Below are 25,584 nucleotides of genomic sequence, written 5' to 3' on the forward strand. Positions count from 1 at the left end.
CGTTGACTCTCCAATAGGGGGTCGTCTACCCGGCCATGTTAGATCACGAATGAGTCACGGGAGCCGCTGGGGTGTGACCGTTTCCGGCACCTTCTGGTCGAAAACGTGCGCCCGGACCCAGGCGTGCATCGCGATCGCCGCGGCCGCCCCCGCGTTGATCGACCGGGTGGACCCGAACTGGGCGATCGACAGCACCGCGCGGCACACCGAGCGCACCTCCTCCGACAGCCCCGGGCCCTCCTGGCCGAACACCAGCACCGCGTCCCGCGGCAGCGGGTAGGTCTCCAGCGGCACCGCGCCGGGCAGGTTGTCGATGCCGATCAGCGGCAGGTCCCGCCGCGCGGCCCACTCCACCAGCGCCCCGGTGTCCGGGTGGTGGTGCACGTGCTGGTAGCGGTCGGTGACCATCGCCCCCCGCCGGTTCCACCGGCGCCGCCCCACGATGTGCACGGCGGCGCACCCGAACGCGTTCGCGGTGCGCACCACCGAACCGATGTTGAAGTCGTGGGACCAGTTCTCCACCGCGACGTGGAACGGGTGCCGGACGGTGTCGAGGTCGGCGATGATCGCCTCCCGGCGCCAGTAGCGGTAGCGGTCCACGACGTTGCGCCGGTCGCCGCCCGCCAGCAGCTCGGGGTCGTAGTGGTCGCCCTCGGGCCAGGGGCCCGTCCAGGGGCCGACGCCGACCTCGCGCGCCTCGTCCTCACCAGGGGTGCCGGGGTTCTCGTTCATCGCACCCCAGCTTAGGTACCGCCTACAGGTGGATGTCCCCGTGGAAGTCCCGGCCCTGGACGACCCTGGCGCGGCCGCTCACGTCGCCGTGGATCTGGTTGACGACGTTCCCCTCGCCCTCCTGGCCGACCTCGACCTGCGCGCCCAGCTCCCGCACGAGGGCGCCGATCTCCGGGTCCTGGGCCGCGATCCGCTCCAGGTGCCCTGCCACCGCCTCGACGGCCGCGAGGTCGTCGGGGTCGAGCATCGCCTCGTCCAGGGCGTCCTGGGCCGCCTCGTCGCCGCGGAAGCGCTTGAAGACGGCCCGCCGCAGCCGCTTCAGACCCTCGCCGACGGCCTCGCTCGCGCGCTCGGAGATCTTGGAGGCCATGCCGGTGACGACGGCGGTGGCCAGGGCGATGGTGACGGGATCGGCCACAGGGGGCTCCTTCTCGCTGGGGGCGGGCTCTCCTCCCAGTCTGGCCGATCAGGCGGCTCTCTGTCGCCTCCGCGTGACCAGGAGTGCGACCACCCGCCAGCCCAGCATCGCGGCGGCCAGGAAGAGCGAGGTGACGATCACGAAGGAGAGCGGCGTCCCCTCGCCCACGAACCGCCGCAGCAGCATGCCCCCGACCACGGTGATCGCCCACACGAACACCCCCGTCGGCCACAGTGCCGCCGGCGCGCGCCAGGCCCGGGACGCCGCCCACCCCAGCAGGGCGGCGGCCAGGAACGGCCACGCGGTCGACAGCACCGCCCCGACCGCGGTACCGGTCCCGTGGTCGGTCTTCCCGATCACGACGAACACCAGGACGCACACCAGGTCGGCCACCAGGGCCAGGGGAGCCGCATACGAACGCATGGGCCCAGGTTACGACCGCCCGCACGCGATCCCCCGTCGGCCCCGGGAACCTTTTTCCGGAACTCGGTATCGTAAGGAGCGGTCACGGAAGGTGACCCCCACCCCCTGGAACCGAGCGAGGATCGACGTTCCCTTGAACCACCCCCCGACGCCCCACCGGCCGGGCCCCGTCGGCGTGTCCCCCCTGCAGGCCGGGGACCCCCGCACCGTCGGCCCCTTCCGGATCGTCGGCCGCCTCGGCGCCGGCGGCATGGGCACCGTGTACGCCGCCCTGGACGACCGCGACCGGCGCGCCGCCCTCAAACTCGTCCACGCGATGTACGCGGCCGACCCGGACTTCCGCGACCGCTTCGCCCGCGAGGTCCGGCTGGTGCGCCGCGTCCGGGGCGAGGGCGTGCCGCGCTTCCTGGCCGCCGACACCCGTGCCGGCGTCCCCTGGCTGGCCACCGAGTACGTGCCCGGCCCCACCCTGGACGCCCGGGTGCGCGGCGGCGGCCCGCTGCCCGCCGGGTTCCTCGCCGACTTCGCCCGCGTCACCGCGCGGGCGCTGGCCGGGATCCACGCCGCGGGCGTCGTGCACCGCGACCTCAAGCCCGGCAACGTCATCCTGTCCCCGGACGGGCCCCGGGTCCTGGACTTCGGCATCGCCCGCGCCGCGGAGGAGACCGCGCTGACCCGCACCGGCGCCCTGGTGGGCACCCCGGGGTGGATCGCCCCCGAGCAGTACCGGGGGGAGGCCGCCGGCGACCGCTCCGACGTGTTCGCCTGGGCGTGCATGGCGGTGTTCGCCGCCACCGGCCGCGGCCCGTTCGGCTCGGGCACGGAGGAGGGGGTGATCTCGGCGGTGCTGTCCGCCCCGCCCGCCCTCGACGGCGTCCCCGACGCGCTGCGCCCGGTCCTGGCCGCCGCCCTGGACAAGGACCCGGCCCGGCGGCCCTCCGCCGCGGAGGCGGCCGCGGCCCTGCCCGAGACCGTGGTGGGGCCCTGGGCCGCCGTCCTGCCCCCGGTGGACGCCGTCCCGGAATCCTGGGTGCGGATCGCCCCGCCCCGCCGCCCCTGGGCGCGCCGCCACGGCCGCGTCCTCGCGATGGCCGCCGCCGCTACGGCGGTCGCCGTCACCGCGGCCACCGCGTCCGCCCTGCTGCCCCCGGACGGCCCGGCCGGCGGGGGGACCTCCGGCGGCTCCGCCGCGGAGGACCCCTCGGCCGACCCCGCCCAGGGGACGGCCGCCGACCCGGTACCAGCCGACGTCCCGGAGGAGTACCGCGACCTCTACGAGAACGGCACCGTGGTGGTGGAGCCGGCCTCCGACACCGAGCCGACGGTCGTCCGCTCCCTGGTCGGGGCCGACGGCACCACCCTCGACCAGATGCGGATCACCTTCGCCGGATCGAGCCAGCACACCGGCACCCTGAGGGTCGAGGTCCGGGTGGAGTACCTGCCGGACTTCGGGTCGCTGCGCGTGCACGGACGGGACTTCGCCTGGGTCCAGTACTTCACCGAGGGCGACGAACGGCTCGACTTCGCCAGGTCGAGCGAGGCCGGGCAGTTGGCGGAGACCGGCCCGGACGACCCCGTGGCGGAGTTCTCCGTGAACTTCTTCGGCATCCCCGGGGGGAGGGTCTACTACCTGCCCGACGCCGCCCTGGGCGAGGACCGCAGTGCCCCGGCGGACCAGCCCGGGGGCTTCTGCCACGGCGCCCCCGAGGGCTCGGGGCCGCTCAGGGACCCCTACCCCGGCTTCCCGTACCTGGGCCGCTACGACCCCGCCTTCGGCGGCCAGCCCGAGGGCTGCATCATCAGCCCCACCTGACGACCCCTGCTGAGGAGATCCCCCCTTGAACCCCGACCCCCGCCCCTTCGACGAGAACAGCCTGCCCCCGGGTGCGACCCCGCCCGCCGCCACGGACCCGGAGCGCATCGGCCCCTACCGGGTCGTCGGGCGCATCGGGGCCGGCGGCATGGGCGCCGTCTACGCGGGGATCGACCCCGCGGGGTCCTGCGCCGCCGTCAAGGTCGTCCATCCCCAGTACGCCGCCGACCCGGACTTCCGGGCCCGGTTCGCCCGAGAGGTCTCCCTGGTCGCGAGTGTGAGCGCCACCTGCACCGCGGCCTACTTCGGGGCGGACACCGGCGCCGAGGCGCCCTGGATGGCGACCGAGTACGTGCCCGGCGACACCCTGCGCGTCCACGTCCGCAAGAACGGCCCCCTCACCGGGGGGATGGCGGTCTCCCTGGCCGCGGGCCTGGCCGAGGCCCTGGTGGCGATCCACGCGGCGGGGGTGGTGCACCGCGACCTCAAGCCCGGCAACGTGATCCTGTCGCCGGGCGGCCCCAAGGTGCTGGACTTCGGCATCGCCCGGGCGACCGACGGCACCGCCCTCACCCGTACCGGCGGCCTGTTCGGCACCCCGGGCTGGATGGCGCCGGAGCAGTACAACGGCGTCCCGGCGAGCGACCGCTCCGACGTGTTCGCCTGGGCCTGCCTGGTGGCGTTCGCGGCCACCGGACGCGACCCCTTCGCCGGCGGCCCGGTGGAGGTGGTGGTCCACCGGACCCGCACCGAGGAGCCCGACCTGACCGGGCTGCCCCCGGAACTGCTGCCGACGGTGCGCCGAGCCCTGTCCAAGGACCCCGCCGACCGGCCCACCGCCGCAGAGGTCCTGGCCGAGGTGACCGGGGCGTGGAGCGCCACCCGCGTGGACGCCCCGCCGGCCTCGGACCCCACCCGCGTGGTGCCCGCCATGCTCGCCGCCGAATGGCGCGGCGTGACCGCGGGCGCGCCCGAGCGGATCCGCCGGCCGCGGCGCGCCCTCCTGGTCTCCGCCGGCGCCGCGGGCCTGGTCGCGGCCCTGGTCGCGACGTTCCTCATCGTGCGCCCGGACGGCGGGGAGGCGGACCCCGGCGGGGACCCGGGGGAGGCGGCCCCGGAGTCCGCCGACGCCTCCGAGCCCGCCGGGCCCGCGGTCGCCCGGGACCCGGCGGACGGCGCGGCCGTCATCACCGAGGCCGTCGCCCTGGCGGAGGAGGCGCCGGAGTTCGAGGTGAGCCACTTCGAGCGGTCGGCCGAGACCTTCGAGGACAACTCGAACGTGCTCCTCCGGTACACCGAGGACCCCGAGCCCGTCCGGCAGATGGTCATGAACGCGGGCCCGGCCATCTACTTCACCCTGCACGTCGGGGAGGGGCCCGACGACGTGCTGGCCCGCACCGACTCCAACCTCGTCGGCGTGGTCGAGGGCGACTACTACCGCCCCGGGCCGGACGACCCGGCCACGGAGAGAAACCCGGGCGAGTGGTGGGAGCGTGTGCTCGCCTCGGTGGACGAGGTGCTCGTGGAGGAGGCCGAGATCACCTACCTGGGGGTGGAGCCCACGCCCTACGAGGACTACCCCCAGGAGATGCAGGACGCCTACGACGTGACCGGCCGCAGCGGCCACCACTACACCGGCACCGCGCCCGCCGAGGTCAGGGGCCAGGACACCGAGGTGACCTTCGACGTCTGGGTGGACGAGGAGGGGAACCTCCAGCACTTCCACTCCTACGGGTCCACCGGAGAGATGGAGGAGGACGCCGAGTACGAGCGGATCGCGTTCGTCTTCGGGCAGCCCGTGGAGATCCCGGTCCCCGACGAGTCCGAGATCGCCGCCGCCCCGACCTACTGACCCCGCCGGCCGGGCGCCCCCGGGGCGCCCGGCCCGGGGCCGGTCAGGCCCCGTCGCGCAGGGAGTCCTTGAGGAACTCCACCTGGAGCAGCATCAGGTTCTCCGACACCGTCGGGTCCGACGGCGAGTGGGTCACCCCCGACAGCGGCAGCACCGTGTGCCTGCGCCCCGCCGCCAGCAGCGCCGAGGACATCCGCTGCGTGTGGGCGAACACCACGTTGTCGTCGGACAGGCCGTGGATCAGCATCAGCGGGCGCTCCAGCTTGGCCGCGTCCTCCAGCAGCGAGCTGCGCTCGTACACGCCCGGGTCGTCCTGGGGCAGCCCCAGGTACCGCTCGGTGTAGTGGGTGTCGTACAGCCGCCAGTCGATGACCGGGGCGCCCGCCACCGCGGCGTGGAACACGTCCGGGCGGCGCAGCACCGCCAGCGCCGCCAGGTAGCCGCCGAACGACCACCCGTGGATCCCCACCCGGGAGGTGTCCAGGCAGCCGAACCGCTCCGCGGCGTCCCGCAGCGCGGTGACCTGGTCCTCCAGCACCCCCGAGGCCAGGTCCAGGTGGATCTCCTGCTCCCACTCCACGCCGATGCCGGGGGTGCCGCGGCCGTCGGCGATGACCACCGCGAACCCCTGGTCGGCGTACCACTGGGCGGTCAGGAACGCGCCGCGCGCGTGCAGCACCCGCTGGGCGTGCGGGCCGCCGTAGGGCGCCATGAGCACCGGCAGCGGGCGCTGCCCCTCCCGGAACCAGGACGGCAGCACCAGCGCGCACGGGATGCCCCGCTCGCCCGCCCGCCAGAACTCCACCCGCGGCTCGGGCAGGTCCGGGGTCTCGGCGAGGCTCTCGATGGACCCGAAGGCCCGCCGGGTCTCGGTGGCCGCCCCGCGCACCACCAGGGTGCGCACCCCGGGGAACTCCATCGACCGGTGCTGCACCACGAGGGTGCCGCCGCGCAGCCGCCCCGAGCGCAGGCCGCTGTGGGCGGAGGCGTCGGCCGTCGTCGAGCAGCCGTGCCCGGGCAGCTCGACCGGGGCGGACAGCCCGGTGCCCAGGTCCACCAGCCACAGCGACACGTCGCCGGGCCGGTCGGCGGGCGAGCCCGAGTACAGGATCCGGTCGCCGTCCACGTCCACCACGCCGCGCACGTACACGTCGGCGGGGCTGACGGCGTCGGCGCCCACGAACACCCGGCGCTCGCCGGTCCCGCCCTCGCGGCCGATCCACACCAGGTCGCCCGCGGCGGTGTGGGCGGGGACGCCCGGCATCAGCTCGACCCACACGCCGTCGGTCTCGGTGCGCGTCTCCATGGCCAGCCCGGTCGCGGGGTCGGCGCCGAACAGGGTGAGCGTGCGCTGGTCGCGGCTCTGCGCGGTGAACACCACGGTGGGCGAGCCGTCCGGGCCGGTCGTCCACCCGGCGGTGGCCAGGTAGGGCAGCGCCTCCCGGTCCCAGTCGATCCACACCGGCTCCGGGGCGCCCTCCCGGCGGAACGCGGCGGAGGACGCCACCGGCAGGGCGGCCAGCCGCACCCGCGCGTTGTCGGTGCCCGCCGCGGGGTAGCGCAGAGCGGTGGGCTCCTGCTCGGGGGCGGCCGGGTCGTCCACGTACCAGCGGACCACCGGGGACTCGTCCACCCGGGCGGCCAGCAGCGCCGAGCCGTCGGGCGCCCACCAGAACCCGCGGTAGCGGCCCATCTCCTCGGCCGCGACGAAGTCCGCCAGGCCCCAGGTGACGCCGTCGCCGTCGGGGGAGGCCAGCGCCCGGTCGCCGTGGTCGGGCTCGGCGCCGGCGACGTCGATGACCCGCAGCGCGCCGCCGCTGACGTAGGCGACCCGGTCGCCCGCCGGGCTGATCCGCGGGTCCACCACCGGGGTGGCGGCGGGCAGCTCGCGCGGCTCGGCGCGGTCGCCCACGAGGTCCACGTAGAAGAGCCGGCCGGACAGGGCGAACACGGCGCGGGTGAACGCCTCGTCCACCGAGTACGACACGATGCCGCCGCCGCTCTCGCGCAGCCGCTCCCGGCGCGCCCGCTCCTCCGGCGGCAGGTCCTCGTCGTCGGCCCCGAGCGCGCGCGGGTCGGCGACCACGTGCTCGGTGTCCTCCTCCGCCTCGTGCACCCACAGGCACGTGGCGGTGTCGACGCCGTCGCGCCCTCTCAGGAAGGCGACGCGCCGCCCGTCCGGGGACACCTCGAAGGAGCGCGGGACGCCGATGGTGAAGCGCTGGGTACGTGCCTGTTGGCGAGGAAAGCTCATGGGTCCGATTGTGGCCCACATCTCCGGTTCCCGCGCGGCCCCTGTGGACGGGCGCCCCCGCCCGCGCCCCGCGTCCGTACCCGCTTCCGCGCCGAATCCGCGCCCCACCTGGCCGTTCGGGAGGAATCGCGGGCATGCGGCCGGTATTGTTCACCACGTGGTGACCGACAGACGACTCATGATGGTGCACGCCCACCCCGACGACGAGAGCATCGTCACCGGGGCCACGCTGGCGAAGTACGCGGCCGAAGGTGCCGGGGTCACCCTGGTGACCTGCACCCTGGGCGAGGAGGGCGAGGTCATCCCCGCCGACCTCGCGCACCTGACGGCCGACCGCGACGACACCCTCGGCGACCACCGGGTCGGCGAACTGGACAAGGCCTGCGTCTCCCTGGGGGTGCGCGACCACCGGTTCCTCGGCGGCGCCGGGCACTACCGCGACTCCGGGATGGCGGGCACGCCCTCCGCGGAGCGCCCCGAGGCGTTCTGCAACGCCGACGCCGAGGAGGCCGCCCGCCTGCTCGCGGAGATCGTCCGGGAGGTCCGCCCGCACGTGGTGGTCTCCTACGACGAGTACGGCGGCTACGGCCACCCCGACCACGTCCAGGCCCACCGGATCACCCGGCGCGCCTGTGTGAAGGCGGGGGAGCGGTCGATGCCCGGCACGCCGTGGCAGGTCCGCAAGCTCTACGCGATCGCCCAGCCGGTGTCGGTGATCGAGGCGTCCATCGCCCGGCTCAACGAGGAGGCGGGGCCGTTCACCCCGCCCGCCGCGGTGTCCGACATCGCCCGGGGTACCCCGGACGAGCTGGTCACCACCCGGATCGACGCCACCGACCACTGGGCGGCCAAGGCGCTGGCGATGCGCGCCCACGCCACCCAGATCACGGTGGACGGCGAGCGCTTCGCCCTGTCCAACGACATCGCCCAGGAGATCGACGCGGTGGAGTACTTCACGCTGCTGCTGGGACCCACCCGGCGCCGCGCGGCAGGAGAGTTCGAGACCGACCTCTTCGAGGGCCTGTGAGCGCGGGCGAGGGCGGCGTCCGGCCCGGCCCCGCCCCGGTGGCGGGGGCCTCCCCGGCCCCCTACGAGGCTCCCGGACAGGACGACCCCGTGCTGGCCGCGGTCCTGACCGCGCTCACCTTCCCGGTGCTCGCGGCGTCGGGGGCCGCGGTCGGGCTGCTGTCGGCGACCGGCGCGGGCTGGCTGACCCGCTACTGGGAGGCGGGGCCCCTCGCCCAGGTGCTGGGCGTGGCGGGACTGCTCGCACTGCTGGGGGCCCTGTACGGCCTGTGCCGCCTGTGCGCGTGGGGGGCCCGCGGGGTCTCGGGCGGGGTGGCCTTCTCCCTGGGCTTCGTGGCCGTGGCCATGGTGCTCACCATGTACATGCCGGGCGGCGACATCGTGCTGACCAGCCACCTGCTCCACTACGGCTACCTCTTCGGGTCCATGGTGGTACTGGCGGTGGCGGTGGTGCGCGGCCTGCGGGGGAGCAACCCCTTCCTGGCCGGGCTCCCGGCCGCGTCCTCCCCGGCCGCCCGGAACGACCGGGCCTGACCCCGGGCCCGGGGGCCCGGGCGACGACACCCCGGGTACGACGAAGGGCCACCGCCGCGCGGCGGTGGCCCTTCGCCGTACGTCGCGGGGGCGGCGGCTCAGGCGTTCCAGAACTGGAGCAGCAGCTCGCCCAGGAACACGGTGCCCTCGAACGTCGGGTTGGGCATGACGGTCCGGAACAGCGTGTAGACCGCGCCCACCCACAGGTCCCGCAGGGCCGGGAACCACAGGACGGCGAACACCGCCACGGAGCCGAACAGCGCGTTCACCCGGGCGGCGGACACCCACCGCCGCTCGGGCAGCGCGGCGGCGAGCACCTCGAAGCCGTCCAGGCCGGGGACGGGCAGCAGGTTGACCAGCGCCGAGGTCAGGTTGAGGAAGGCCAGGAACGCCAGCCCGGCGATCGCCCAGTTGGTGGTGTCGTTGCCCGGCGGCACCAGGACCGACACGGTGACGGCCAGCGCGGCGGCCAGCACCAGGCTCGCCAGCGGGCCGGCCAGCGCGACCATCGCCCGCCGCCCGCGCGGGATCCGGTCCCACGCCACGAACGCGGGCGGCCCGTTGAGGCCGAAGGCGCCGAAGCCCAGGTAGAGCACGGGCAGCACGGTCCCGGCGAAGGCGTGCCGGAACCCGAACGGGTTGAGGCGCAGGTAGGCGCCGCCCCGCTGGGAGCGGTCGCCGGCCAGGTGCGCGGCGAGCGCGTGGGCGTACTCGTGCACGGCGCAGGAGACGATCCAGCCCAGCAGGATGAACAGCGGCGGGAGCAGCGGGGTGACGTTGGTGCCCTCGGGGGCCCAGTCCAGCTCCACGGCCCGCCAGGACAGCCACCCGGCGAACACGGTCAGGCCCAGCACCAGCACGAACACCGGGCTGGGCAGGAAGTCGAACACGCCCCCGGAGCGTTCCCCGTCCTCGCCCCCGTCCCCGGGGCCCGAGTCCTCCGCGTCGTCCCCGCCGCCCTCGCCGGGCTTCCCGGCCTCCTTGGCCGGCGCCCCGGTGCCGGGTCCGCGCTCGGCCAGCTCCGGACGGTTGAGGGCGCCCTCGGGCATGCGCTCCCAGGGGTCGGCGGTGTCCGTGCGCGGGGTGTCGGGCGCGTCGGTCGGCTCCGACCCCGGGGCCGGTTCGGGCGTGGGCATGATGCTCCTGCTGGTCGCGCGGGTTGTCCGCGCTCCAGGTTAGGCCCTGCCGGGCACCGGTCCGCAGCGGGTGCCCGGCAGCGGTGCGCCGTTCCGGCCCCCTCCCGCCGGGCCGCCGGTCAGACCACCGCGCGCGGCGCCACCGCCGACTTGTGCAGGCTGGCCAGCGCGAACACCCGCCCGGCGGCGGTCAGCTCCCGGTGGCCGCAGCCGTCGTCCTCGGTGAGCAGCCCCAGCGCGTCCAGCAGCCAGCTCACCGACATCACCATGGCGCGCACCTGGTCGGAGGCGGCCTCGGCGGTGCGCCGGTGCGAGGCGGCGTGCCGCCCCGACGGGCTCTGCGGCTCGGGCGGCGTCCACCCGGACCCGGTGAGCAGCTGCTCGGCGGCGATCATGTCCGACTCCCCGCGCCGGGAGTGCGAGCCGCTGCCCTGCGGGGTGCGCGACAGCAGCATGCCCAGCAGGGTCTCCGCGGCCGCCTGCTCGGGGCCGCCGGTGCGGCACAGGGTCTCGGTGGCGGCCCGCCACATCTCCTCGGGGTCGGCGCGCAGTTGGCGCCCGCGCCGGGTCAGCACCAGGCGGCGGCCGGACCTGCGCACCACCCGCATCCCCCGCATCATCTGGTGCAGGGCGATCAGCTGGGTGGCGTCGGTCTCGCTGCGCGGCGGCTCGGGGGAGGTGCGCCAGCCGAAGTCCTCGCACATCGACCGCACCACCCCGGGGGAGATGTAGCCGATCTGGGTGAGCGCGATCCCGTCCTCGGCCAGGTCCAGCAGCCGCTGGAGGGGGGCCATGGCGGTGTCGGCGGTGCGCGGCACGTCGGCGCCGGCGATGATCCGGCCCACCAGCGGCCACAGGTGCCTGCGGTGGGGGTGGGCGGGCGAGGACAGCCAGGCCCGCACCCGTTCTTCGCGGATCCGGTCCAGGTGGCTGAGCCCGCGGTCGTCGGGCCGGGTCAGGAAGGACCGGGTGAACCGCTCCTGGGCGTGCCGCCAGCCCTGCTTCCCGGGCCGCACGTCGCCCAGGACGATCGCCAGCTCCAGCGCCGAGGCGGTCTCCTGCCGGGCCCGGATCTCGGCGTCGCCGACCACGGTGCCCCAGGTCAGCTCGGGCAGGTCCGGCGGCTCCACCCCGGACTCCCACATCAGCCGCTCGTACACGGCCACCCCGGCGCCGTGGTCCCTCTCGTGGGCCGACAGCAGGTGGGCGGTGGCCGGGGCCGCGCAGATCTGCGCGTACCGGTGCAGCTGGAGCAGGGAGAACAGCGAGCCCAGGGCGCGCAGCGCGGGCTCCCGGTCGGCCCGGGAGAACCGGGCGGGCAGCTCGAACCAGCAGAACCGCTGGACGGCGTGCTGGTTGAGGCCCTCCAGGTCGTTGCCCGGAGCCAGCGTGTCCAGGGCCTGCCGGGCCATCTCCGCCGACCGCCCGTCGCGCCGGGCCAGCTCGGCGAGCGCGGACGCTACTGCTTCACCCATGGACGGCGCCGACCTCCCCGAAACCCCGTGGTTGGCGCCCGCGTGTCCGCCGGGGGGTGCCGTCGGGGGCGCGGTACTTCGCGGTGCTGCGTGGTCGCGGACGGCAGGGGGCGGCCGTCGGGACTGAGCCTGTCCTACCCCGGTGGGGCCGAAGAATGCCTCCGGGCGGACGCGACATGCACGTGCGTTCGCCCGGCGCACACCGCGGACGGGCAGGTCGGCCGCCGCCGGGCGTCCTTCAGGGGGTGCGCCCGGGGGCGCCGCCGCGCCGCCGCGGGGCGGCGTCGGGGACGACACGGCTGGCGGCGATGGACGACTCCTCGACGCGCGCCTGACGGCCGTCGCGCCGGCGCACGGTCAGTACGCCGCCGTCCCATGACTCCAGCACCCCGACGATATCGGTGAAACCCCCGTCGGGGAGGTGGATTCGGACGGAGACCCTGCTGCCCGTGTCCTCCCGGGTGATCCGGTGGACCAGGCGGCCCGCCATGTGCAACGCGCCCCCCGAATGTGCGACGACTCGCCTTCGCCGCCATACTAGGACCACGACATCTGTGCCAATCGTTCGCAGAGGCCGGGAGCAGGGTCCTGGGCGCCCGCACGCCGGACCGCGCCGACCGGCTCCTCTGCGAGGTCCCCGCCTCCCCCGTGGGAACGCGGGGGTGAGATCAAGGAGTACGACGTGACCTACGTCATCGCGCAGCCCTGTGTTGATGTGATGGACAAGGCGTGCATCGACGAGTGCCCCGTGGACTGCATCTACGAGGGCGAGCGCAGCCTGTATATCCACCCGGACGAGTGCGTTGACTGCGGTGCGTGCGAGCCGGTCTGCCCGGTCGAGGCCATCTACTACGAGGACGACCTGCCCGAGCAGTGGTCCGACTTCTACAAGGCCAACGTCGAGTTCTTCGACGACCTCGGCTCCCCGGGCGGCGCCTCCAAGGTGGGCAAGATCGACCGCGACCACCCCCTCGTCGCCAAGCTGCCGCCGCAGGCGGAGTAGCCCGGCCCTTCCGGTCCGCGCCGGTGCGTCTCCGTGGCGCAGAGGACGTCCCCGCGCGCGACCGCACCGCCATCGCGCCGATCCCCCCGTCCCGGGAGGGTCGGCGCGATGCGTGTCAAGCCCAGCCCCGGGCCGCGACGGCCCGGACGACCCGATGGAGACGCGAGATGACCCGGCGGCCCGTGACGGACAGGCTTCCCACCTTCCCGTGGGACCGGCTGACCCCGTACAAGAAGATCGCCGCGGATCACCCCGACGGCATCGTCGACCTGTCCGTGGGCACCCCCGTGGACCCGGTGCCGCCGGGCCTGCGCGCCGCGCTGGCCGACGCCGCCGACAGCCCCGGCTACCCGCTGACCTGGGGGACCCCCGCGCTGCGGGCCTCCATCACCGGCTGGCTGGAGCGCCGCCACGGGGTGAGCGTGCCGGAGGAGGGCGTGCTGCCGACGGTCGGCTCCAAGGAGCTCGTCGCCTGGCTGCCCACCCTGCTCGGCCTGGGACCGGGCGACACCGTCGTCCACCCCGAGCTGGCCTACCCCACCTACGACATCGGCGCCCGCCTGGCCGGGGCGACCCCGGTGGCGGCCGACGGCCTGACCGCCCTGGGCCCGGCCCCGGTGCGGCTGCTGTGGGTGAACTCGCCGAGCAACCCGACCGGCCGCGTCCTGGGCGTGCCGCACCTGCGCAAGGTCGTCGCCTGGGCCCGCGAGCGCGGCGTGATCGTCGCCTCCGACGAGTGCTACCTCGACCTGGGCTGGGAGGGCGAGGCCCCGGTCTCGATCCTGCACCCGGACGTCAGCGACGGCTCCCACGAGGGCCTGCTCGCGGTGCACTCCCTGTCCAAGCGCTCCAACCTCGCGGGGTACCGCGCCGCGTTCGTGGCCGGCGACCCGGCCCTGGTCCAGGAGCTGCTGGCGGTGCGCAAGCACGCGGGGATGATCGTGCCCGCCCCGGTCCAGGCCGCCATGGGCGCCGCCCTGGACGACGACGCGCACGCCCTGGAGCAGAAGGAGTGCTACCGCGCCCGCCGGGACCGGCTGCGCGCCGCCCTCACCGGCGCCGGCTGGCGGATCGACCACTCCCAGGCCGGGCTGTACCTGTGGGCCTCCCACCCCGACCACGACGCCTGGGGCGCGGTGGAGCACCTGGCCGAGCGCGGCATCCTCGTGGCGCCGGGCGAGTTCTACGGGCCCGCCGGCGGCGCCAGTGTCCGCGTGGCGTTCACCGCCACCGACGAGCGCGTCGGGGCCGCCGTCGCCCGCCTGTCCGCCTGACCCGCGCCGCGGACGCCCCCGGGGCGCCCCGGCCCGCCGTCCCCGGCGCGGCCGGGGCACCCCGTGGCACCGGGGGTCACTCCAGGACGAGGACGCCCCTGGTGTCGGAGACGCCGGTCTGCCACTCGGCGGAGTCCCCGGTGCCGTCGGAGGCGCGCCACACGCGGTCGTTGTAGGCGACCGAGGTCAGCCCGTACTCCTGGGCGTGGGCGACCGCCCACAGGGCCATCGCCCAGCCCCGGTCGCCGGTGGCCGCCTCGGGGGTGTCCGCCAGCGCCGCGGGCTCCACCCCGAACACACGCGCCAGCTCCTGCTCCGCGCCCGCCACGTCGGCCTCGCCCGAGGTGAGCGACTCCAGGGTCTCGCGGTCGTACCAGCAGGTCAGCGCCGGGCCGCGGGTTCCGGTGAACACCTCGTTCATGCGCTGCGACAGCTTCTCGTGCTGGTCGTAGGCGAAGCCGTCGGCGCTGCGCTGCACCGCCTGGGCGGCCTCGAACACCGGCCTGGTCTCCCAGCCGTCGACCTCCACCAGGGCGTCGTAGAAGGCGCGGCTGGAGTACACCGGGTCGAGGATGTCCTCGGGGTCGCCCCACTCCTGCGAGGGGCGCTGCTGGAACAGGCCCAGCGAATCCCGGTCGCCGTACTCCAGGTTGTAGAACGCGGTCTCCTGCCACACCGTGGCATAGGCCACGGTCACGGCCTCCGGGGGCAGGTCCATGCTGAACGCCACCCCGCCGACGGTGGTCGCGCTCACGGCCTGTTCGACCTTCATCGAGTACTTGCCGTCGGACAGGTCCAGACGGCACATGGTCTCGGGCTCGGGCTCGGTCGTGATCGGGTCCACGCTGGTCATGACGTAGTAGCCCCCGGCGACGAGGGCCCCACACACGACGAACAGCGCGAACAGGATCTTGACGAACGCGGAGAATCTACGGCGCTTTGGCAACGGAGGACCATCGGCTAGGCAACAAGGGACGAGGCGGTCCGCGCCGTGCCGGGGAGACAGGCCGTGCGGCGCTTCGGGCGCATTGTAGTCAACGCGGCCCCGGACGTGCTCCGGCCGAGGCCGCCCGGGCACGCCGACGGGGGAGCCCGGGGCCCCGGGACGCCCGGAGGACTACTAACGTGGAACCCATGACCAGCTCCTACTCCAGCCCGCTGCCCGACCGGATCGACGAACTCTGGGAGCGGCGTTCCGAACTGACCCCGGGCCACACCGAGGCGCGCGAGATCATCACCTCCGCCATCGACCAGATCGACGAGGGCAAGGCCCGGGTGGCCTTCGTCGACCCCGCCACCGACGCGGTCGTGGTCGACGAGCGCGCCAAGCGCTCCATCCTGCTCGGTTTCAAGGTCCTGGACATGAAGGAGTCGCAGGTCGGCGACTTCTACCACCACGACCGCATGCCGCTGAAGACCCGCTTCGACGGTGTCCGCGTCGTCCCCGGCGCCATCGCCCGCTGGGGCTCCTACCTCGCCCCGGGCGTCGTGCTCATGCCGTCCTTCACCAACATCGGCGCCTACGTCGACTCCGGCACCATGGTCGACACCTGGGCCACGGTCGGCTCCTGCGCGCAGATCGGCCGCAACGTCCACCTGTCCGGCGGCGTGGGCGTCGGCGGCGTCCTGGAGCCCCCGCAGGCCTCCCCGGTGATCATCGAGGACGACGCCTTCCTGGGCTCGCGCAGCATGGTCGTCGAGGGCGCCCGGGTGCGCACCGGCGCCAAGCTCGGCGCGGGCACCATCCTCACCTCGTCGACCCGCGTGTTCGACGCCGAGACCGGCGAGGAGCTCGCCCGCGGCGAGGCCCCGGCCTGGTCGGTGTGCGTCACCGCCAACCGGGTCAAGAGCTTCCCCGGCGGCGACTTCGGCATGCCGGTGCTGCTCGTCCTCAAGCGGCTCGCCGAGGGCCAGGAGCACGACAAGCTCGCCCTCAACGACCTGCTCCGCGAGCACGGCGTCAACGCCTGACCCGCGGACCCCGGTCCCGTACGGGGCGCCCTCCCGCCGGGGGCGCCCCGTCCCGTTCACCCGCGCTCGGGCGGCCGCTCCCGGGGCTCGGCGCGAGCGCCGAGCCGCACGAGGGCACCCAACGGACACGCCCTAGGCTGGTGAGCCGCAACGCCCTGCGGTGCCCGCCCGCGCCGCGCACCACGACCATGGAAGACGGGGACGCCCTCATGCTCGACCTGACCTCGGACGTCGCGGACCTCGCCGCCGCACTCGTGGACATCCGCTCCGAGAGCGGCACCGAGAAGATCCTCGCCGACGGGATCGAACGGGCGCTGTCGGCGCTGCCCCACCTGACGGTGACCCGCGACGGCGACGCCGTCGTCGCCCGCACCGACCTGGGCCGCGAGCGCCGCGTCGTCATCGCCGGCCACATCGACACCGTGCCCATCGTCGACAACGTCCCCTCCCACGTCGACGGCGACCGCCTCTACGGCTGCGGCACCTCCGACATGAAGGCCGGGGTCGCCGTCCAGCTCAGGCTGGCCGCCCTGGTCGCCGAGCCCGTGCACGACGTCACCTACGTCTTCTACGACAACGAGGAGGTCGACGCCGAGCGCAACGGCCTGCTGCGCCTGTCCCGCAACCACCCCGAGTGGCTGGCCGGGGACTTCGCCATCCTCATGGAGCCCACCGACGGCGTCATCGAGGGCGGCTGCCAGGGCACCATGCGGGTCGAGGTCGTCGCCAGGGGCGAGCGCGCCCACAGCGCCCGCTCCTGGATGGGCGTCAACGCCATCCACGGCGCCGGGGCCGTCCTGGACGTGCTGCGCGCCTACACCCCCCGCGAGCCCGAGGTGGAGGGCCTGCGCTTCCACGAGGGCCTCAACGCCGTCTTCATCGAGGGCGGGGTGGCCGGCAACGTCATCCCCGACGAGTGCGTGGTCAAGGTCAACTACCGGTTCGCCCCCGACCTGTCCGTGGCCGACGCCGAGGCGCACCTGCGGGAGGTCTTCGACGGGTTCGAGGTGCGCCTGGCCGACGCCGCCGCCCCCGCCCGGCCCGGCCTGGACCACCCCGCGGCGGCCGCGTTCGTCGACGCGGTGGGGGAGGGGCGGGCCCGCGCCAAGCTGGGCTGGACCGACGTGTCGCGCTTCTCCGAGCTGGGGGTGCCCGCGGTCAACTACGGCCCCGGCGACCCGACGCTCGCCCACACCCGCGACGAGTACGCCGAGATCCCGCGCATCCGCGAGGCCGAGGAGCGGATGGTCGCCTGGCTCACCGGGGCCCGCTGAGCCGTCCGGTCCGGGACGGGCCCGCCCTCCCGGGAGGGAGATGGCCGCCAGTGGCCACCACCGGTCCACACCCGGTTCAGGCGTGATCCGGCCCGGCGCGGATAGCTTTAGGCCATGACGGAAGAAGCACATGGAAACGAGCAGGTGAGGAACGCGGGACCCCTCACCTACCGCGGCGAGTCGATCCCGGGCACCACCACCGACCAGCGGCTGCTGGACCGGCGCGGCCCCGCCGACTGGGTGCACACCGACCCCTGGCGGGTGCTGCGCATCCAGTCGGAGTTCGTGGAGGGCTTCGGCCTGCTCTCCGAGCTGCCCTCGGCGGTGAGCGTGTTCGGGTCGGCCCGCATCAAGCCGGGCACCCGCTACTACGACCTCGGCGTCCAGATGGGCGCCCGGCTCGCGGAGGCGGGCTACGCCACCATCACCGGGGGCGGCCCCGGCATGATGGAGGCCGCCAACAAGGGGGCCAAGGAGGCGGGCGGGCTGTCCGTGGGGCTGGGCATCGAGCTGCCCTTCGAGCAGTCCCTCAACCCCTACATCGACATGGGGATGACGTTCCGCTACTTCTTCGTGCGCAAGACCATGTTCGTCAAGTACTCCCAGGCGTTCGTGGTCCTGCCCGGCGGGTTCGGGACCCTGGACGAGCTGTTCGAGGCGGCCACGCTGGTCCAGACCAACAAGGTGACCCGGTTCCCGGTGGTGCTGGTCGGCTCCGAGTTCTGGGGCGGGCTGGAGAAGTGGGTCAGGGAGAGCCTGCTGGAGAACGGGCTCATCAAGCCGAACGACCTGGACCTGGTCCAGGTGGTCGACGACCCCGACGAGGTCGTGGACATCATCCGGAAGGCGCACCTCGACATCGCCCGCGAACAGGACGAGCAGGAGCGCGCCCGGACCGACGGCTCCTGACGCCCGCCTCCCGGCCGCCCGCGGCTCCCGCGGGGCGGCCGGGTGTGGCACGATCGGAGCCGTGCCTTATCTCATCCTCTTCCTGGTCGCCGCGGCCGCGCTGGCCGTGCTCGTCGGCGTCGTCTACGTCGTGCTCGGCAAGGGCGGGCGCCTCGCCCGGTTCGAGGCCGACTACCCCCCGCTCGACCTGTCCGCCGACCGCCCCGTGAAGTCCGTGGAACTGGGCCGCCTGCTGCTGCCGCTGGCCATGTGGGGCTACCACGTGCGCGCGGTGGACGAGCTGCTGCTGCGGCTCACCGCCACCCTGCGCGACCGCGAGGCGCGGATCGAGGACCTGGAGTGGCGCCTGTCGCGCCTGGACCCGTCCTACGTCCCGCAGGGCACCGGGCCCACGCCGGGCTCGCACCTGCCCGGCGACGCCCCCGACACCGAGGGCTCCGGGGGCCCCGAGGCCGGGGACGACACCCCGGACCGGGACGCCGGCGCCGCCGGGGACGACACGGTCGCCGCGACCGCGGACAAGTCCGCCTAGCCGGCGGGTCCGGCGGGTCAGGGGGCGGAGGGCGTCCGTCCGCGGACCGGTCCCGGTATGTCGTGCATCACACGGCCGCCGTCCTTCTCGGGCGGATCCGCCGTGTTCGTGTGCTCTATCCTCGGTCGCTGTACTCGTGTACCCCCGCCCCACCCCTGGAGCGGGCGCATTCTTTGTGAGGATGTCGAGGATGGACGCAGCAGCCGAGCTGGAGTCGGGAGCCGAGGACCGGAACGGCGCCGCCGCGCCGTCGACCTCCGCCGTTCCCGTGCAGCAGGTGTCCCTGTGGTCGCCGCCCCGCGCAGTCCAGGGCAGCGCCCGGCGCCGCCGCCGGATCACCGGGCTGGCCGTCGGGACGGCGGCGGTCCTGCTCATCGCGGGCGGTGCCGCCGCCGCGTGGGCGCTGGTCGGCGGGGACGCCGAGGACGTTCCGGACGCCGCCGTTCCGGCGGAGGACTTCGTCGGCTCCTGGGCGGGCGAGATGACCCAGGTCGACACCGAGGGCGCGCACGTCGCCGACTGGCACGCCGAGGTCCGGATCGAGGAGGGCGCCGAGCGCGGCAGCACCGCCTGGACCACCTTCACCTGCTCCGGGACGCTCGACCTGACGGCGACCGACAACGACCGCCGGGTCTACACCTACACCGAGACGGCCGACCCCGAGGAGCGCTGCGTCGACGCGGCGGAGCTGACCGTCTGGCCCGTCGCGGGCGGGCTCAACGCCGAATGGTCCTCCGTCACCCGGGAGGGGACCCGGATGGTCTCCACCGGCCTGCTCTCCGACGGCTCCTGACGCCGCGGGCCGCCCCGGCGAGGGGGCGGCATCGTTATCGGGAAAAGCCGGTCCGGCGCGGTTCAAGCGCCCCGTGAGGGGGAGGAGAACGGTCGGCTCCCCACGCTCTCGCGGGGTTTCGGCTAGGACCGATATAACCTTACTGACCGACGATTCCTCGTTGGCCGGTGTGCGCGAAGTCCTCGGGCGCCGTGGTACGTCGCACACACGGGGGCGAACCTCCGAGATAATGGTCGAAGAGTGATTCACGCCCCTTAAGTCACACGGGCGCGAGTCGCACGGAACCGGCCCACGGTTTCGGAGCCGAGACGGACCCAGCGGATCGGCGTCGGTGCTGTGGCCCGGCCACCCGCGAGGAACACGAGAAAGGGGAATGGCATGGCGGCAATGAAGCCGAGGACCAGTGACGGGCCGTTGGAGGTCACCAAGGAGGGTCGCGGCATCATCATGCGGGTTCCGCTCGAGGGCGGCGGCCGCCTGGTCGTCGAGCTGACCCCGGACGAGGCCACCGAGCTCAGGGACGCGCTCCAGGGCGTCGTCGGCTAGCACCCGTTCTTTGAACGCCCTCCCGTGCCGCTGGGGTCCGCGAGGCGCCGGCGGGGCTCCGGAAGGCCCCCGGGGAGCGGTCCGAGGACCGCGACGCGGGGCCGAGGGTCCCTGCCCTTCGAGGGCGCCGACCACGGGCCGGAGCGGAGCGGGGGTTCGAAGAACACGGCCGGCACCGGCACCACCGTCCCCCACCCCGGGCCGGATGAGCCCCGAAACCCCCGAGGTGGTCACACCTCCCAACGAGTGAACGATTGTGAGCGACCTGTGCCCTTCGCCACGGAGATCAACCCCGTCACCGGGACCCTCGACGACACCGCGGCCGACCTCCTCGTCCTCCCCGTGCAGGCGGCGGACGAAGGCCCGGCGGCGGTCCAGGGGGTCGAGGAGGGCGGCCTGGGCCGGGCGCTCCCGGCCGTGCTCACCGATCTGTTCACGCATTACTCGCTCACCGGCAAGGCCGGTGAGTCGGTCCAGTTCCCGGTGTCCCGGGACCAGGGTCTGGCCAGACTGGCCCTCCTGGGGGTCGGATCGGGTTCCCCCGACGACCTCCGGAAGGCCGGGGCCGCCCTGTCCCGGGCCGCTCGGGGCCGCGAGCGCGTCGCGTTCGCGTGGCCCGCCTCCCTCGCCGACGGGGCCGCCGCCACGGCCTTCGCCGAGGGGGCGCTGCTGGCCTCCTACACCTTCACGCTGAAGACCGCGGAGCCGGAGGCCGCCCAGCGCCCCGCCCCCGCGATCGACGTCGTCGGGGACGCCCCCGCCGAGGCCCTGGCCCGGGGCGTCGTCCTGGCCCGCGCCACCGCCCTGGCCCGCGACCTCATCAACACGCCCTCCCAGACCAAGGACCCCGCCTGGATGGCCGAGCGCGCCCGCGAGGTCGCCGCCGGGTCCGGGCTCGACATCAGGGTCTGGGACGAGGAGGACCTGGAGAACGAGGGCTTCGGCGCCATCCTGGCCGTCGGCCGGGGCTCGTCCCGGCCGCCCCGGCTGGTCCAGGTCTCCTACACCCCGCAGGACCCCGACGCCCCGCACGTGGTGCTGGTCGGCAAGGGGATCACCTTCGACACCGGCGGCCTCTCGCTCAAGCCGAACGAGAACATGTCGCTGATGAAGACCGACATGAGCGGGTCGGCGATCGTGCTGGCCGTGCTGTCGGCGCTGTCCGCCGTGTCCGCGCCGGTGCGGGTCACCGGCCTGCTGGCCCTGGCCGAGAACGCCTTCTCCGGGGACGCCACCCGCATCGGCGACGTCCTCACCACCTACTCCGGCACCACCGTCGAGGTGCTCAACTCCGACGCCGAGGGCCGCCTGGTCCTGGCCGACGCGCTCGGCTACGCCGTCGACCGCCTGGGGCCCGACACCCTGGTGGACGTCGCCACCCTCACCGGCGCCGCCAAGGTCGCCCTGGGCACCGGCACCGCGGCGCTGTACAGCACCGACGACGCCCTCGCCGAGCGGATCACCGAGGCCGGGAAGGCCGCGGGCGAGCCGCTGTGGCGGATGCCGCTCACGGAGGAGTACGTCCCCACCACGAAGTCGCGGGTCGCCGACCTGGCCAACATCGGCACCCGCAAGGAGTTCGGCCCGGCGGGCGCCACCGACGCGGCCCTGTTCCTGCGCGAGTTCACCGGCGGCCTGCCCTGGGCCCACCTGGACATCGCCGGCCCGGGCCGGTCCATGAAGGAGAGCGGGATCCTCACCCGGGGCGGCACCGCGTTCGCCACCCGCACGCTGCTGCGCTGGCTCGCCGGGGCCTGACCGAGGGGGCGGAGGCGCCCACCGGGCACCGGAGGCCGGGAGCGGACATCCGGGGAACGGGGACGGCCGCGCAGGGCCGGGGGTCCCCGTCCTCCGGGCGCCGAGGCGCGGCCCGAGGCGAAGCCGGGGACCGGAGCACGTACGAGGGGCCGACGCGCGCCGCGCGTCGGCCCCTCGCCGGCTCCGTGCCTCCGGTCCGTGCCCCCGGGCCGGTTCCGGCCCCCGGGCGGCGGACGCCTCCGGGGGCCGCCCGGTCAGCGGCGGATGGCGGCGAGGAGGCCCTCGCCCAGCGGCATCAGCAGCGGGATGAACGCCTCGTCCTCGCGGATGCGCCCGATGACCTCGCGGACCGCCGTCTCGGCCGGGTCCGGGGCGCGCAACGGGCCGTCGGGGCCGCCGGGGCCGGACAGGACCCCGTGCAGCACCACCATGCCGCCCGGCCGCAGCAGGCGCAGCGCCTCGTCCAGGAACGCCGGGTAGGAGCGCCGCTCGGCGTCGACGAACACCAGGTCGTAGCCGCCGTCGGTGAGCCGGGGCAGCACCTCCGCCGCCGTGCCGCGGATCAGCCGGGCCCGCCCCGCGCCGAACCCGGCGCGGGAGAACACCGACCGGGCGTGGTCCAGGTGGACGGAGTCGGAGTCCATGGTGGTGAGGATGCCCTCGCGCGCCATACCGCGCAGCAGCCACAGCCCGGAGGCGCCGTACCCGGTCCCGATCTCCACCACCGACCGGGCGCCGATCGAGGCGGCCAGGAACCGCAGGGCGGACCCCGCGGACGGATCGACCGGAGGGGCGAGCGATCCCGCCGCCGCGTCGTAGGCGTCGGCGAGAGCGTCGTCCCGCAGGGCCTCCTGCTCGAACCGCTCCTGCTCGGTGCGGACCCAGCCGAGCCGGGCCGCTGTCTCTTCCACGCCGGTGATGACGCCCTCCAGCTGCGATGGTCTGTGGGAACTGTGGCCGGGGCGTCCGACCGGCGCAGGGTCACCCACCGTGGAAGGATGATCGCGATCGGGTCACGGCCCAGGGAAAGCCTAACGTGATCCGGTGGACGGACCGAGCGTGGCGGCGGGAACTTAATCGGCGCTCCTCGGCGTTGAACCGGGAGGAACGTACGTTGATCGCCACGAAGCAGGACTCCCCCCGAGCTCACTGCCCGAGCGCTTCGACGGGATGAAGGGAGAAGCGGTGCCAGAATCCGGCCCTGCCGCGGAGTTCGAGGCATGGGAACCGCCGAGCTGGGACGAGGTCGTCCGCACCCACTCCCCCCGGGTGTACCGACTCGCCTACCGGCTGACCGGCAACAAGCACGACGCCGAGGACCTCACCCAGGAGGTCTTCATCCGCGTCTTCCGCTCCCTCGCCAACTACACCCCCGGGACCTTCGAGGGGTGGCTGCACCGCATCACCACCAACCTCTTCCTGGACATGGCCCGGCGCAAGGCCCGCATCCGGTTCGAGGGCCTGGCCGACAACGCCGACGAGCGCCTGGAGGGCCGCGAGCCCTCGCCCGCCCAGCGCTACGACGACCGGCACTTCGACGCCGACGTCCAGGCCGCCCTGGACGCGCTGCCCGCGGAGTTCCGCGCCCCCGTCGTCCTCTGTGACATCGAAGGCCTCTCCTACGAGGAGATCGCCGCGACGCTCGGCGTCAAACTCGGCACCGTGCGCAGCCGTATCCACCGGGGCCGCGCCCAGCTGCGCCGCGCCCTGGAGCACCGGCGGTCCCTGGCCGCCGCCGAGAACAACGGGGAGGCGGAGTGAGCAGAGAACACCTGGGGGAGCGGCTCTCCGCGCTCATCGACGGAGAACTGGGACCCGCCGACCACGAGAGCGCCCTCATCCACCTGGCCAAGTGCGAGAGCTGCCGGTTCGAGGCGGACATGATGCGCCGCCTCAAGCGCCGGCTGCACGGACTGGGCGAGCCCGAGCCCGACCTCGACTTCATGGGACGCCTCGTGGGGCTGTCCCGGGGGGACGGCCCCGGAGGTCCGGACCGGGGCCCTTCTGAGCCGCCGACCGGAGGCGCGGGCTTCGGCGCCCGGCCGCCTCTGGGCTCCTCCCGCCCCCTCGGCGGCTTCCCGGACCCGGGGCCCACCCCGCCGGCGGCCCCGATGATCACCGAGGAGACCGTGGTCGCCCCGGAGCGGCGCACCCGCCGCCGCGGCGAGCGGTTCTCCCACCTGTTCCCCACCCTCCCCGGCGGCCGCTACGCGGTCGCGGGGGCCGCGGTCACCGCGGTCCTGCTGGGCGGCGCGTTCGTCGCCGGGGGAGAGACCGGCGACGCCCCGGTGGTGGAGCCCCGCCTGTCGGACTTCGCGGTCGAGCACGCGGTGACGGGCCGGGTCATCCCGGTCGTGGACACCCCGCCGTTCCCGGACCACTCCGGGCCCGGACCGGATCTGCCGACGCGGTGAGCGCGGGGGGACCCTCCGCGCACCCGGTACCGGCCGCCGTCGCGGCCGTGGTGCTCGTCTGCCTGCTGCTGACCGGCGGCGCCCACCCGTGCGCCGACGCGGTGCCCGGGGACGGCCCCGACGACGGCATGGCGGTGCTGCGCCGCTCGGCCGCCGCCGGCGTGGCCTACACCGCGGTCCGCGAGATGACCGGGGAGGCGGGCGACGGCGCCCCGCCCACCCGGGTGGTCGTCCGTCCGGGCGAGGGCGTGGCGCTCATCCCGATGAGCGGGGACTCGGCCCCCTTCGTGGCCGACGACCCGTTCAAGGAGCTCGACGAGCGGCTGCTCACCACCCTGGAGCGCGTCTACACGGTCGCCGACGCCGGGATCGAGGAGGTGGACGGCCGCCCCGCGCACACGGTGGAGGCGGTCCGCGCCAACGGCACGGTCGCGGGCCGGTTCTGGGTGGACGCCGACACCGGCGTCCTGGTGGGCGGCTCGGTGTACGAGCGCGACGGCCGGGACATGCTCGGCTTCCGGCTGACCGACCTGGAGCCGGGGGACCGGCACTGGCCGGAGGAGGCCACCGAGGACTCCCCGTGGGGCGACGTCCTGACCCCGGACGAGCGCGAGGAGCTGCGCGCGGACGGCTGGGCCCTGCCCGAGAACCTGGCCTGGAACCTGAGCCTGATCGACGCGCGCGGCACGGTCCACGCCGGACAGAGGGTCGTCCACGCTGTGTATTCGGATGGATTGTCGCAGGTGTCGGTCTTCTCCCAACGTGGGAAGCTGGAGGAGGACGCCCTGACCGGAGTCCGCGGCGGATCCGTCGGAACCGGAACCGGGGGAACGGGCGTCACACCACAACATGACACGATCTTCGGCGGCGAGGGCGGCCGGTACCACGGCATGTGGCAGGCGGACGGGTTCGTCTACACGGTCCTGGCCGACGCACCGGAGGACCTGACCGCCTCGGCGGTGACGGCCCTGCCGGGTCCGGACGACTCCGGTTTCTGGTCCCGGGTCCACCGGGGCCTGTCGCGCCTGGGGCTGATGTAGGTCCCCGCCGCCTCCGACCGAAAGCCACAGCGACACACGGAGCAGGTCTTGACTGAGGAAAACGGCCGTTCGGAACAGGGGAGCGGCCCGGGGCGGCCGACCCCGCCGGGGGGCGCGCCCCCCGGCTTCGGCGCCCCCGAACCGACGTCGGGCCGTCCGCTCCCCGCTCACCGCCCCCACGCTTCGCCTCCCGGCAGTGGAGAACCCATGCACCCCGATCCCCAGGGCCGTCCCCCCTTCGGCGCCCCCGAACCCGCACCCGGTCACCCTCCCACCGGCCGACGGCCCGCCCCCGGACCCGGCGCACCCGGCCCCGGTGGTACCCCTGGCCCCGGCATCCCCGGCCCCGGCGCACCCACCGGCAGGCAGGCGTCCTTCGGCCCCGGCGACCCCAACGCCCCCGGCGT

The 25,584-nt window shown here is 74.8% G+C and carries 25 protein-coding genes; 16 read left to right on the forward strand and 9 right to left on the reverse strand.

Going from position 1 to position 25,584, the window contains the following annotated elements; translation table 11 throughout:
- Positions 1 to 54 precede the first annotated feature (54 nt).
- The 3 genes from K1J57_RS14390 to K1J57_RS14400 are packed head-to-tail and all read right to left on the reverse strand — an operon-like array spanning position 55 to position 1,573.
- Positions 55 to 732 carry an RNA methyltransferase gene (locus tag K1J57_RS14390; RefSeq protein WP_220564920.1) on the reverse strand — a complete coding sequence of 226 codons (678 nt, stop codon included), beginning with the start codon at positions 730 to 732 and terminating at the stop codon, positions 55 to 57.
- 22 nt (positions 733 to 754) lie between these two features.
- Entirely contained in the window at positions 755 to 1,150 is a 396-nt protein-coding gene (locus K1J57_RS14395; protein WP_220564921.1) for a hypothetical protein, read from the reverse strand.
- A gap of 48 nt (positions 1,151 to 1,198) precedes the next feature.
- The gene (locus K1J57_RS14400) at positions 1,199 to 1,573 is read right to left on the reverse strand and encodes a DUF3054 domain-containing protein (protein ID WP_220564922.1); all 375 of its coding nucleotides are present in this window, start codon (positions 1,571 to 1,573) and stop codon (positions 1,199 to 1,201) included.
- Positions 1,574 to 1,706: 133 nt separating this feature from the next.
- Here K1J57_RS14400 and K1J57_RS33480 point away from each other — a divergent pair, with 133 nt between their 5' ends.
- Both K1J57_RS33480 and K1J57_RS14410 read left to right on the forward strand, forming a co-directional pair.
- Positions 1,707 to 3,386: a serine/threonine-protein kinase gene (locus tag K1J57_RS33480; protein ID WP_255647055.1), complete on the forward strand. Its 1,680-nt coding sequence runs from the start codon at positions 1,707 to 1,709 to the stop codon at positions 3,384 to 3,386.
- A gap of 25 nt (positions 3,387 to 3,411) precedes the next feature.
- Complete coding sequence (locus tag K1J57_RS14410) at positions 3,412 to 5,238, forward strand: serine/threonine-protein kinase (protein WP_220564923.1); 1,827 nt, start codon at positions 3,412 to 3,414, stop codon at positions 5,236 to 5,238.
- A 43-nt stretch (positions 5,239 to 5,281) separates the two neighbouring features.
- Here the strand turns inward: K1J57_RS14410 and K1J57_RS14415 are convergent, their stop codons facing one another.
- On the reverse strand, positions 5,282 to 7,492 hold the full coding sequence (locus tag K1J57_RS14415) for a S9 family peptidase (RefSeq protein ID WP_220564924.1): 2,211 nt from the start codon (positions 7,490 to 7,492) through the stop codon (positions 5,282 to 5,284).
- Between the two features lie 160 nt (positions 7,493 to 7,652).
- On the opposite strand from K1J57_RS14415, the gene mshB reads away from it, so the two are divergent.
- On the forward strand, positions 7,653 to 8,519 hold the full coding sequence (gene mshB / locus K1J57_RS14420) for an N-acetyl-1-D-myo-inositol-2-amino-2-deoxy-alpha-D-glucopyranoside deacetylase (RefSeq protein WP_220564925.1): 867 nt from the start codon (positions 7,653 to 7,655) through the stop codon (positions 8,517 to 8,519).
- Positions 8,516 to 9,052, forward strand: a complete 537-nt coding sequence (locus K1J57_RS14425; RefSeq protein WP_220564926.1) for a hypothetical protein — start codon at positions 8,516 to 8,518, stop codon at positions 9,050 to 9,052. The genes mshB and K1J57_RS14425 overlap by 4 nt, the downstream gene beginning before the upstream one ends.
- A gap of 98 nt (positions 9,053 to 9,150) precedes the next feature.
- Here K1J57_RS14425 and K1J57_RS14430 read toward each other — a convergent pair whose 3' ends face one another.
- The 3 genes from K1J57_RS14430 to K1J57_RS14440 all read right to left on the reverse strand — a co-directional run bounded on the left by K1J57_RS14430 (position 9,151) and on the right by K1J57_RS14440 (position 12,159).
- Positions 9,151 to 10,188, reverse strand: a complete 1,038-nt coding sequence (locus tag K1J57_RS14430; RefSeq protein WP_220564927.1) for a site-2 protease family protein — start codon at positions 10,186 to 10,188, stop codon at positions 9,151 to 9,153.
- A gap of 119 nt (positions 10,189 to 10,307) precedes the next feature.
- On the reverse strand, positions 10,308 to 11,663 hold the full coding sequence (locus K1J57_RS14435; RefSeq protein WP_220564928.1) for a hypothetical protein: 1,356 nt from the start codon (positions 11,661 to 11,663) through the stop codon (positions 10,308 to 10,310).
- Between the two features lie 238 nt (positions 11,664 to 11,901).
- Positions 11,902 to 12,159 carry a hypothetical protein gene (locus K1J57_RS14440; protein WP_220564929.1) on the reverse strand — a complete coding sequence of 86 codons (258 nt, stop codon included), beginning with the start codon at positions 12,157 to 12,159 and terminating at the stop codon, positions 11,902 to 11,904.
- Positions 12,160 to 12,345: 186 nt separating this feature from the next.
- On the opposite strand from K1J57_RS14440, the gene fdxA reads away from it, so the two are divergent.
- Together fdxA and dapC are read left to right on the forward strand one after the other, a co-directional pair.
- Complete coding sequence (fdxA, locus tag K1J57_RS14445) at positions 12,346 to 12,666, forward strand: ferredoxin (RefSeq protein WP_220564930.1); 321 nt, start codon at positions 12,346 to 12,348, stop codon at positions 12,664 to 12,666.
- A 167-nt stretch (positions 12,667 to 12,833) separates the two neighbouring features.
- Complete coding sequence (gene dapC, locus K1J57_RS14450) at positions 12,834 to 13,940, forward strand: succinyldiaminopimelate transaminase (RefSeq protein ID WP_220564931.1); 1,107 nt, start codon at positions 12,834 to 12,836, stop codon at positions 13,938 to 13,940.
- A 76-nt stretch (positions 13,941 to 14,016) separates the two neighbouring features.
- Here dapC and K1J57_RS14455 read toward each other — a convergent pair whose 3' ends face one another.
- On the reverse strand, positions 14,017 to 14,886 hold the full coding sequence (locus tag K1J57_RS14455; protein WP_220564932.1) for a hypothetical protein: 870 nt from the start codon (positions 14,884 to 14,886) through the stop codon (positions 14,017 to 14,019).
- 188 nt (positions 14,887 to 15,074) lie between these two features.
- Between K1J57_RS14455 and K1J57_RS14460 the strand changes: the two genes are divergently transcribed.
- The 7 genes from K1J57_RS14460 (at position 15,075) to K1J57_RS14490 (ending at position 21,723) form a co-directional block, all read left to right on the forward strand.
- Positions 15,075 to 15,911: a 2,3,4,5-tetrahydropyridine-2,6-dicarboxylate N-succinyltransferase gene (locus K1J57_RS14460; protein WP_220564933.1), complete on the forward strand. Its 837-nt coding sequence runs from the start codon at positions 15,075 to 15,077 to the stop codon at positions 15,909 to 15,911.
- Between the two features lie 209 nt (positions 15,912 to 16,120).
- Positions 16,121 to 17,185, forward strand: a complete 1,065-nt coding sequence (gene dapE, locus K1J57_RS14465; protein WP_220565543.1) for a succinyl-diaminopimelate desuccinylase — start codon at positions 16,121 to 16,123, stop codon at positions 17,183 to 17,185.
- A gap of 114 nt (positions 17,186 to 17,299) precedes the next feature.
- Positions 17,300 to 18,094, forward strand: coding sequence for a TIGR00730 family Rossman fold protein (locus tag K1J57_RS14470; protein ID WP_220564934.1), 795 nt, complete (start codon positions 17,300 to 17,302; stop codon positions 18,092 to 18,094).
- A gap of 61 nt (positions 18,095 to 18,155) precedes the next feature.
- Entirely contained in the window at positions 18,156 to 18,626 is a 471-nt protein-coding gene (locus K1J57_RS14475) for a hypothetical protein (protein WP_220564935.1), read from the forward strand.
- A gap of 190 nt (positions 18,627 to 18,816) precedes the next feature.
- Positions 18,817 to 19,419, forward strand: a complete 603-nt coding sequence (locus tag K1J57_RS14480; protein ID WP_220564936.1) for a hypothetical protein — start codon at positions 18,817 to 18,819, stop codon at positions 19,417 to 19,419.
- A gap of 378 nt (positions 19,420 to 19,797) precedes the next feature.
- Positions 19,798 to 19,965: a DUF3117 domain-containing protein gene (locus tag K1J57_RS14485; RefSeq protein ID WP_220564937.1), complete on the forward strand. Its 168-nt coding sequence runs from the start codon at positions 19,798 to 19,800 to the stop codon at positions 19,963 to 19,965.
- Positions 19,966 to 20,232: 267 nt separating this feature from the next.
- Entirely contained in the window at positions 20,233 to 21,723 is a 1,491-nt protein-coding gene (locus K1J57_RS14490) for a leucyl aminopeptidase (protein WP_220564938.1), read from the forward strand.
- A gap of 254 nt (positions 21,724 to 21,977) precedes the next feature.
- On the opposite strand, the gene K1J57_RS14495 is transcribed toward K1J57_RS14490, so the two are convergent.
- Positions 21,978 to 22,568, reverse strand: coding sequence for an O-methyltransferase (locus tag K1J57_RS14495; protein ID WP_220565544.1), 591 nt, complete (start codon positions 22,566 to 22,568; stop codon positions 21,978 to 21,980).
- Between the two features lie 325 nt (positions 22,569 to 22,893).
- Between K1J57_RS14495 and sigE the strand changes: the two genes are divergently transcribed.
- The 3 genes from sigE to K1J57_RS14510 are packed head-to-tail and all read left to right on the forward strand — an operon-like array spanning position 22,894 to position 25,177.
- Positions 22,894 to 23,484: an RNA polymerase sigma factor SigE gene (gene sigE, locus K1J57_RS14500; RefSeq protein ID WP_220564939.1), complete on the forward strand. Its 591-nt coding sequence runs from the start codon at positions 22,894 to 22,896 to the stop codon at positions 23,482 to 23,484.
- Positions 23,481 to 24,137, forward strand: a complete 657-nt coding sequence (locus K1J57_RS14505; protein ID WP_220564940.1) for an anti-sigma factor — start codon at positions 23,481 to 23,483, stop codon at positions 24,135 to 24,137. The genes sigE and K1J57_RS14505 overlap by 4 nt, the downstream gene beginning before the upstream one ends.
- Positions 24,134 to 25,177: a transcriptional regulator gene (locus K1J57_RS14510; RefSeq protein WP_220564941.1), complete on the forward strand. Its 1,044-nt coding sequence runs from the start codon at positions 24,134 to 24,136 to the stop codon at positions 25,175 to 25,177. The genes K1J57_RS14505 and K1J57_RS14510 overlap by 4 nt, the downstream gene beginning before the upstream one ends.
- The last annotated feature ends 407 nt before the right edge of the window (positions 25,178 to 25,584 follow it).

Origin of the sequence: Nocardiopsis sp. MT53 (assembly GCF_019598965.1) — a bacterium.
Taxonomy (GTDB): Bacteria; Actinomycetota; Actinomycetes; order Streptosporangiales; family Streptosporangiaceae; genus Nocardiopsis; species Nocardiopsis changdeensis.

Bases quoted from the DNA above. Each gene is read 5' to 3' on its own strand.
- K1J57_RS14390 (WP_220564920.1), bottom strand. From the start codon at position 732: ATGAACGAGAACCCCGGCACCCCTGGTGAGGACGAGGCGCGCGAGGTC.
- K1J57_RS14400 (WP_220564922.1), bottom strand. From the start codon at position 1,573: ATGCGTTCGTATGCGGCTCCCCTGGCCCTGGTGGCCGACCTGGTGTGC.
- K1J57_RS14415 (WP_220564924.1), bottom strand. From the start codon at position 7,492: ATGAGCTTTCCTCGCCAACAGGCACGTACCCAGCGCTTCACCATCGGC.
- K1J57_RS14430 (WP_220564927.1), bottom strand. From the start codon at position 10,188: ATGCCCACGCCCGAACCGGCCCCGGGGTCGGAGCCGACCGACGCGCCC.
- K1J57_RS14435 (WP_220564928.1), bottom strand. From the start codon at position 11,663: ATGGGTGAAGCAGTAGCGTCCGCGCTCGCCGAGCTGGCCCGGCGCGAC.
- dapC (WP_220564931.1), top strand. From the start codon at position 12,834: ATGACCCGGCGGCCCGTGACGGACAGGCTTCCCACCTTCCCGTGGGAC.
- K1J57_RS14460 (WP_220564933.1), top strand. From the start codon at position 15,075: ATGACCAGCTCCTACTCCAGCCCGCTGCCCGACCGGATCGACGAACTC.
- dapE (WP_220565543.1), top strand. From the start codon at position 16,121: ATGCTCGACCTGACCTCGGACGTCGCGGACCTCGCCGCCGCACTCGTG.
- K1J57_RS14470 (WP_220564934.1), top strand. From the start codon at position 17,300: ATGACGGAAGAAGCACATGGAAACGAGCAGGTGAGGAACGCGGGACCC.
- K1J57_RS14480 (WP_220564936.1), top strand. From the start codon at position 18,817: ATGGACGCAGCAGCCGAGCTGGAGTCGGGAGCCGAGGACCGGAACGGC.
- K1J57_RS14485 (WP_220564937.1), top strand. From the start codon at position 19,798: ATGGCGGCAATGAAGCCGAGGACCAGTGACGGGCCGTTGGAGGTCACC.
- sigE (WP_220564939.1), top strand. From the start codon at position 22,894: ATGAAGGGAGAAGCGGTGCCAGAATCCGGCCCTGCCGCGGAGTTCGAG.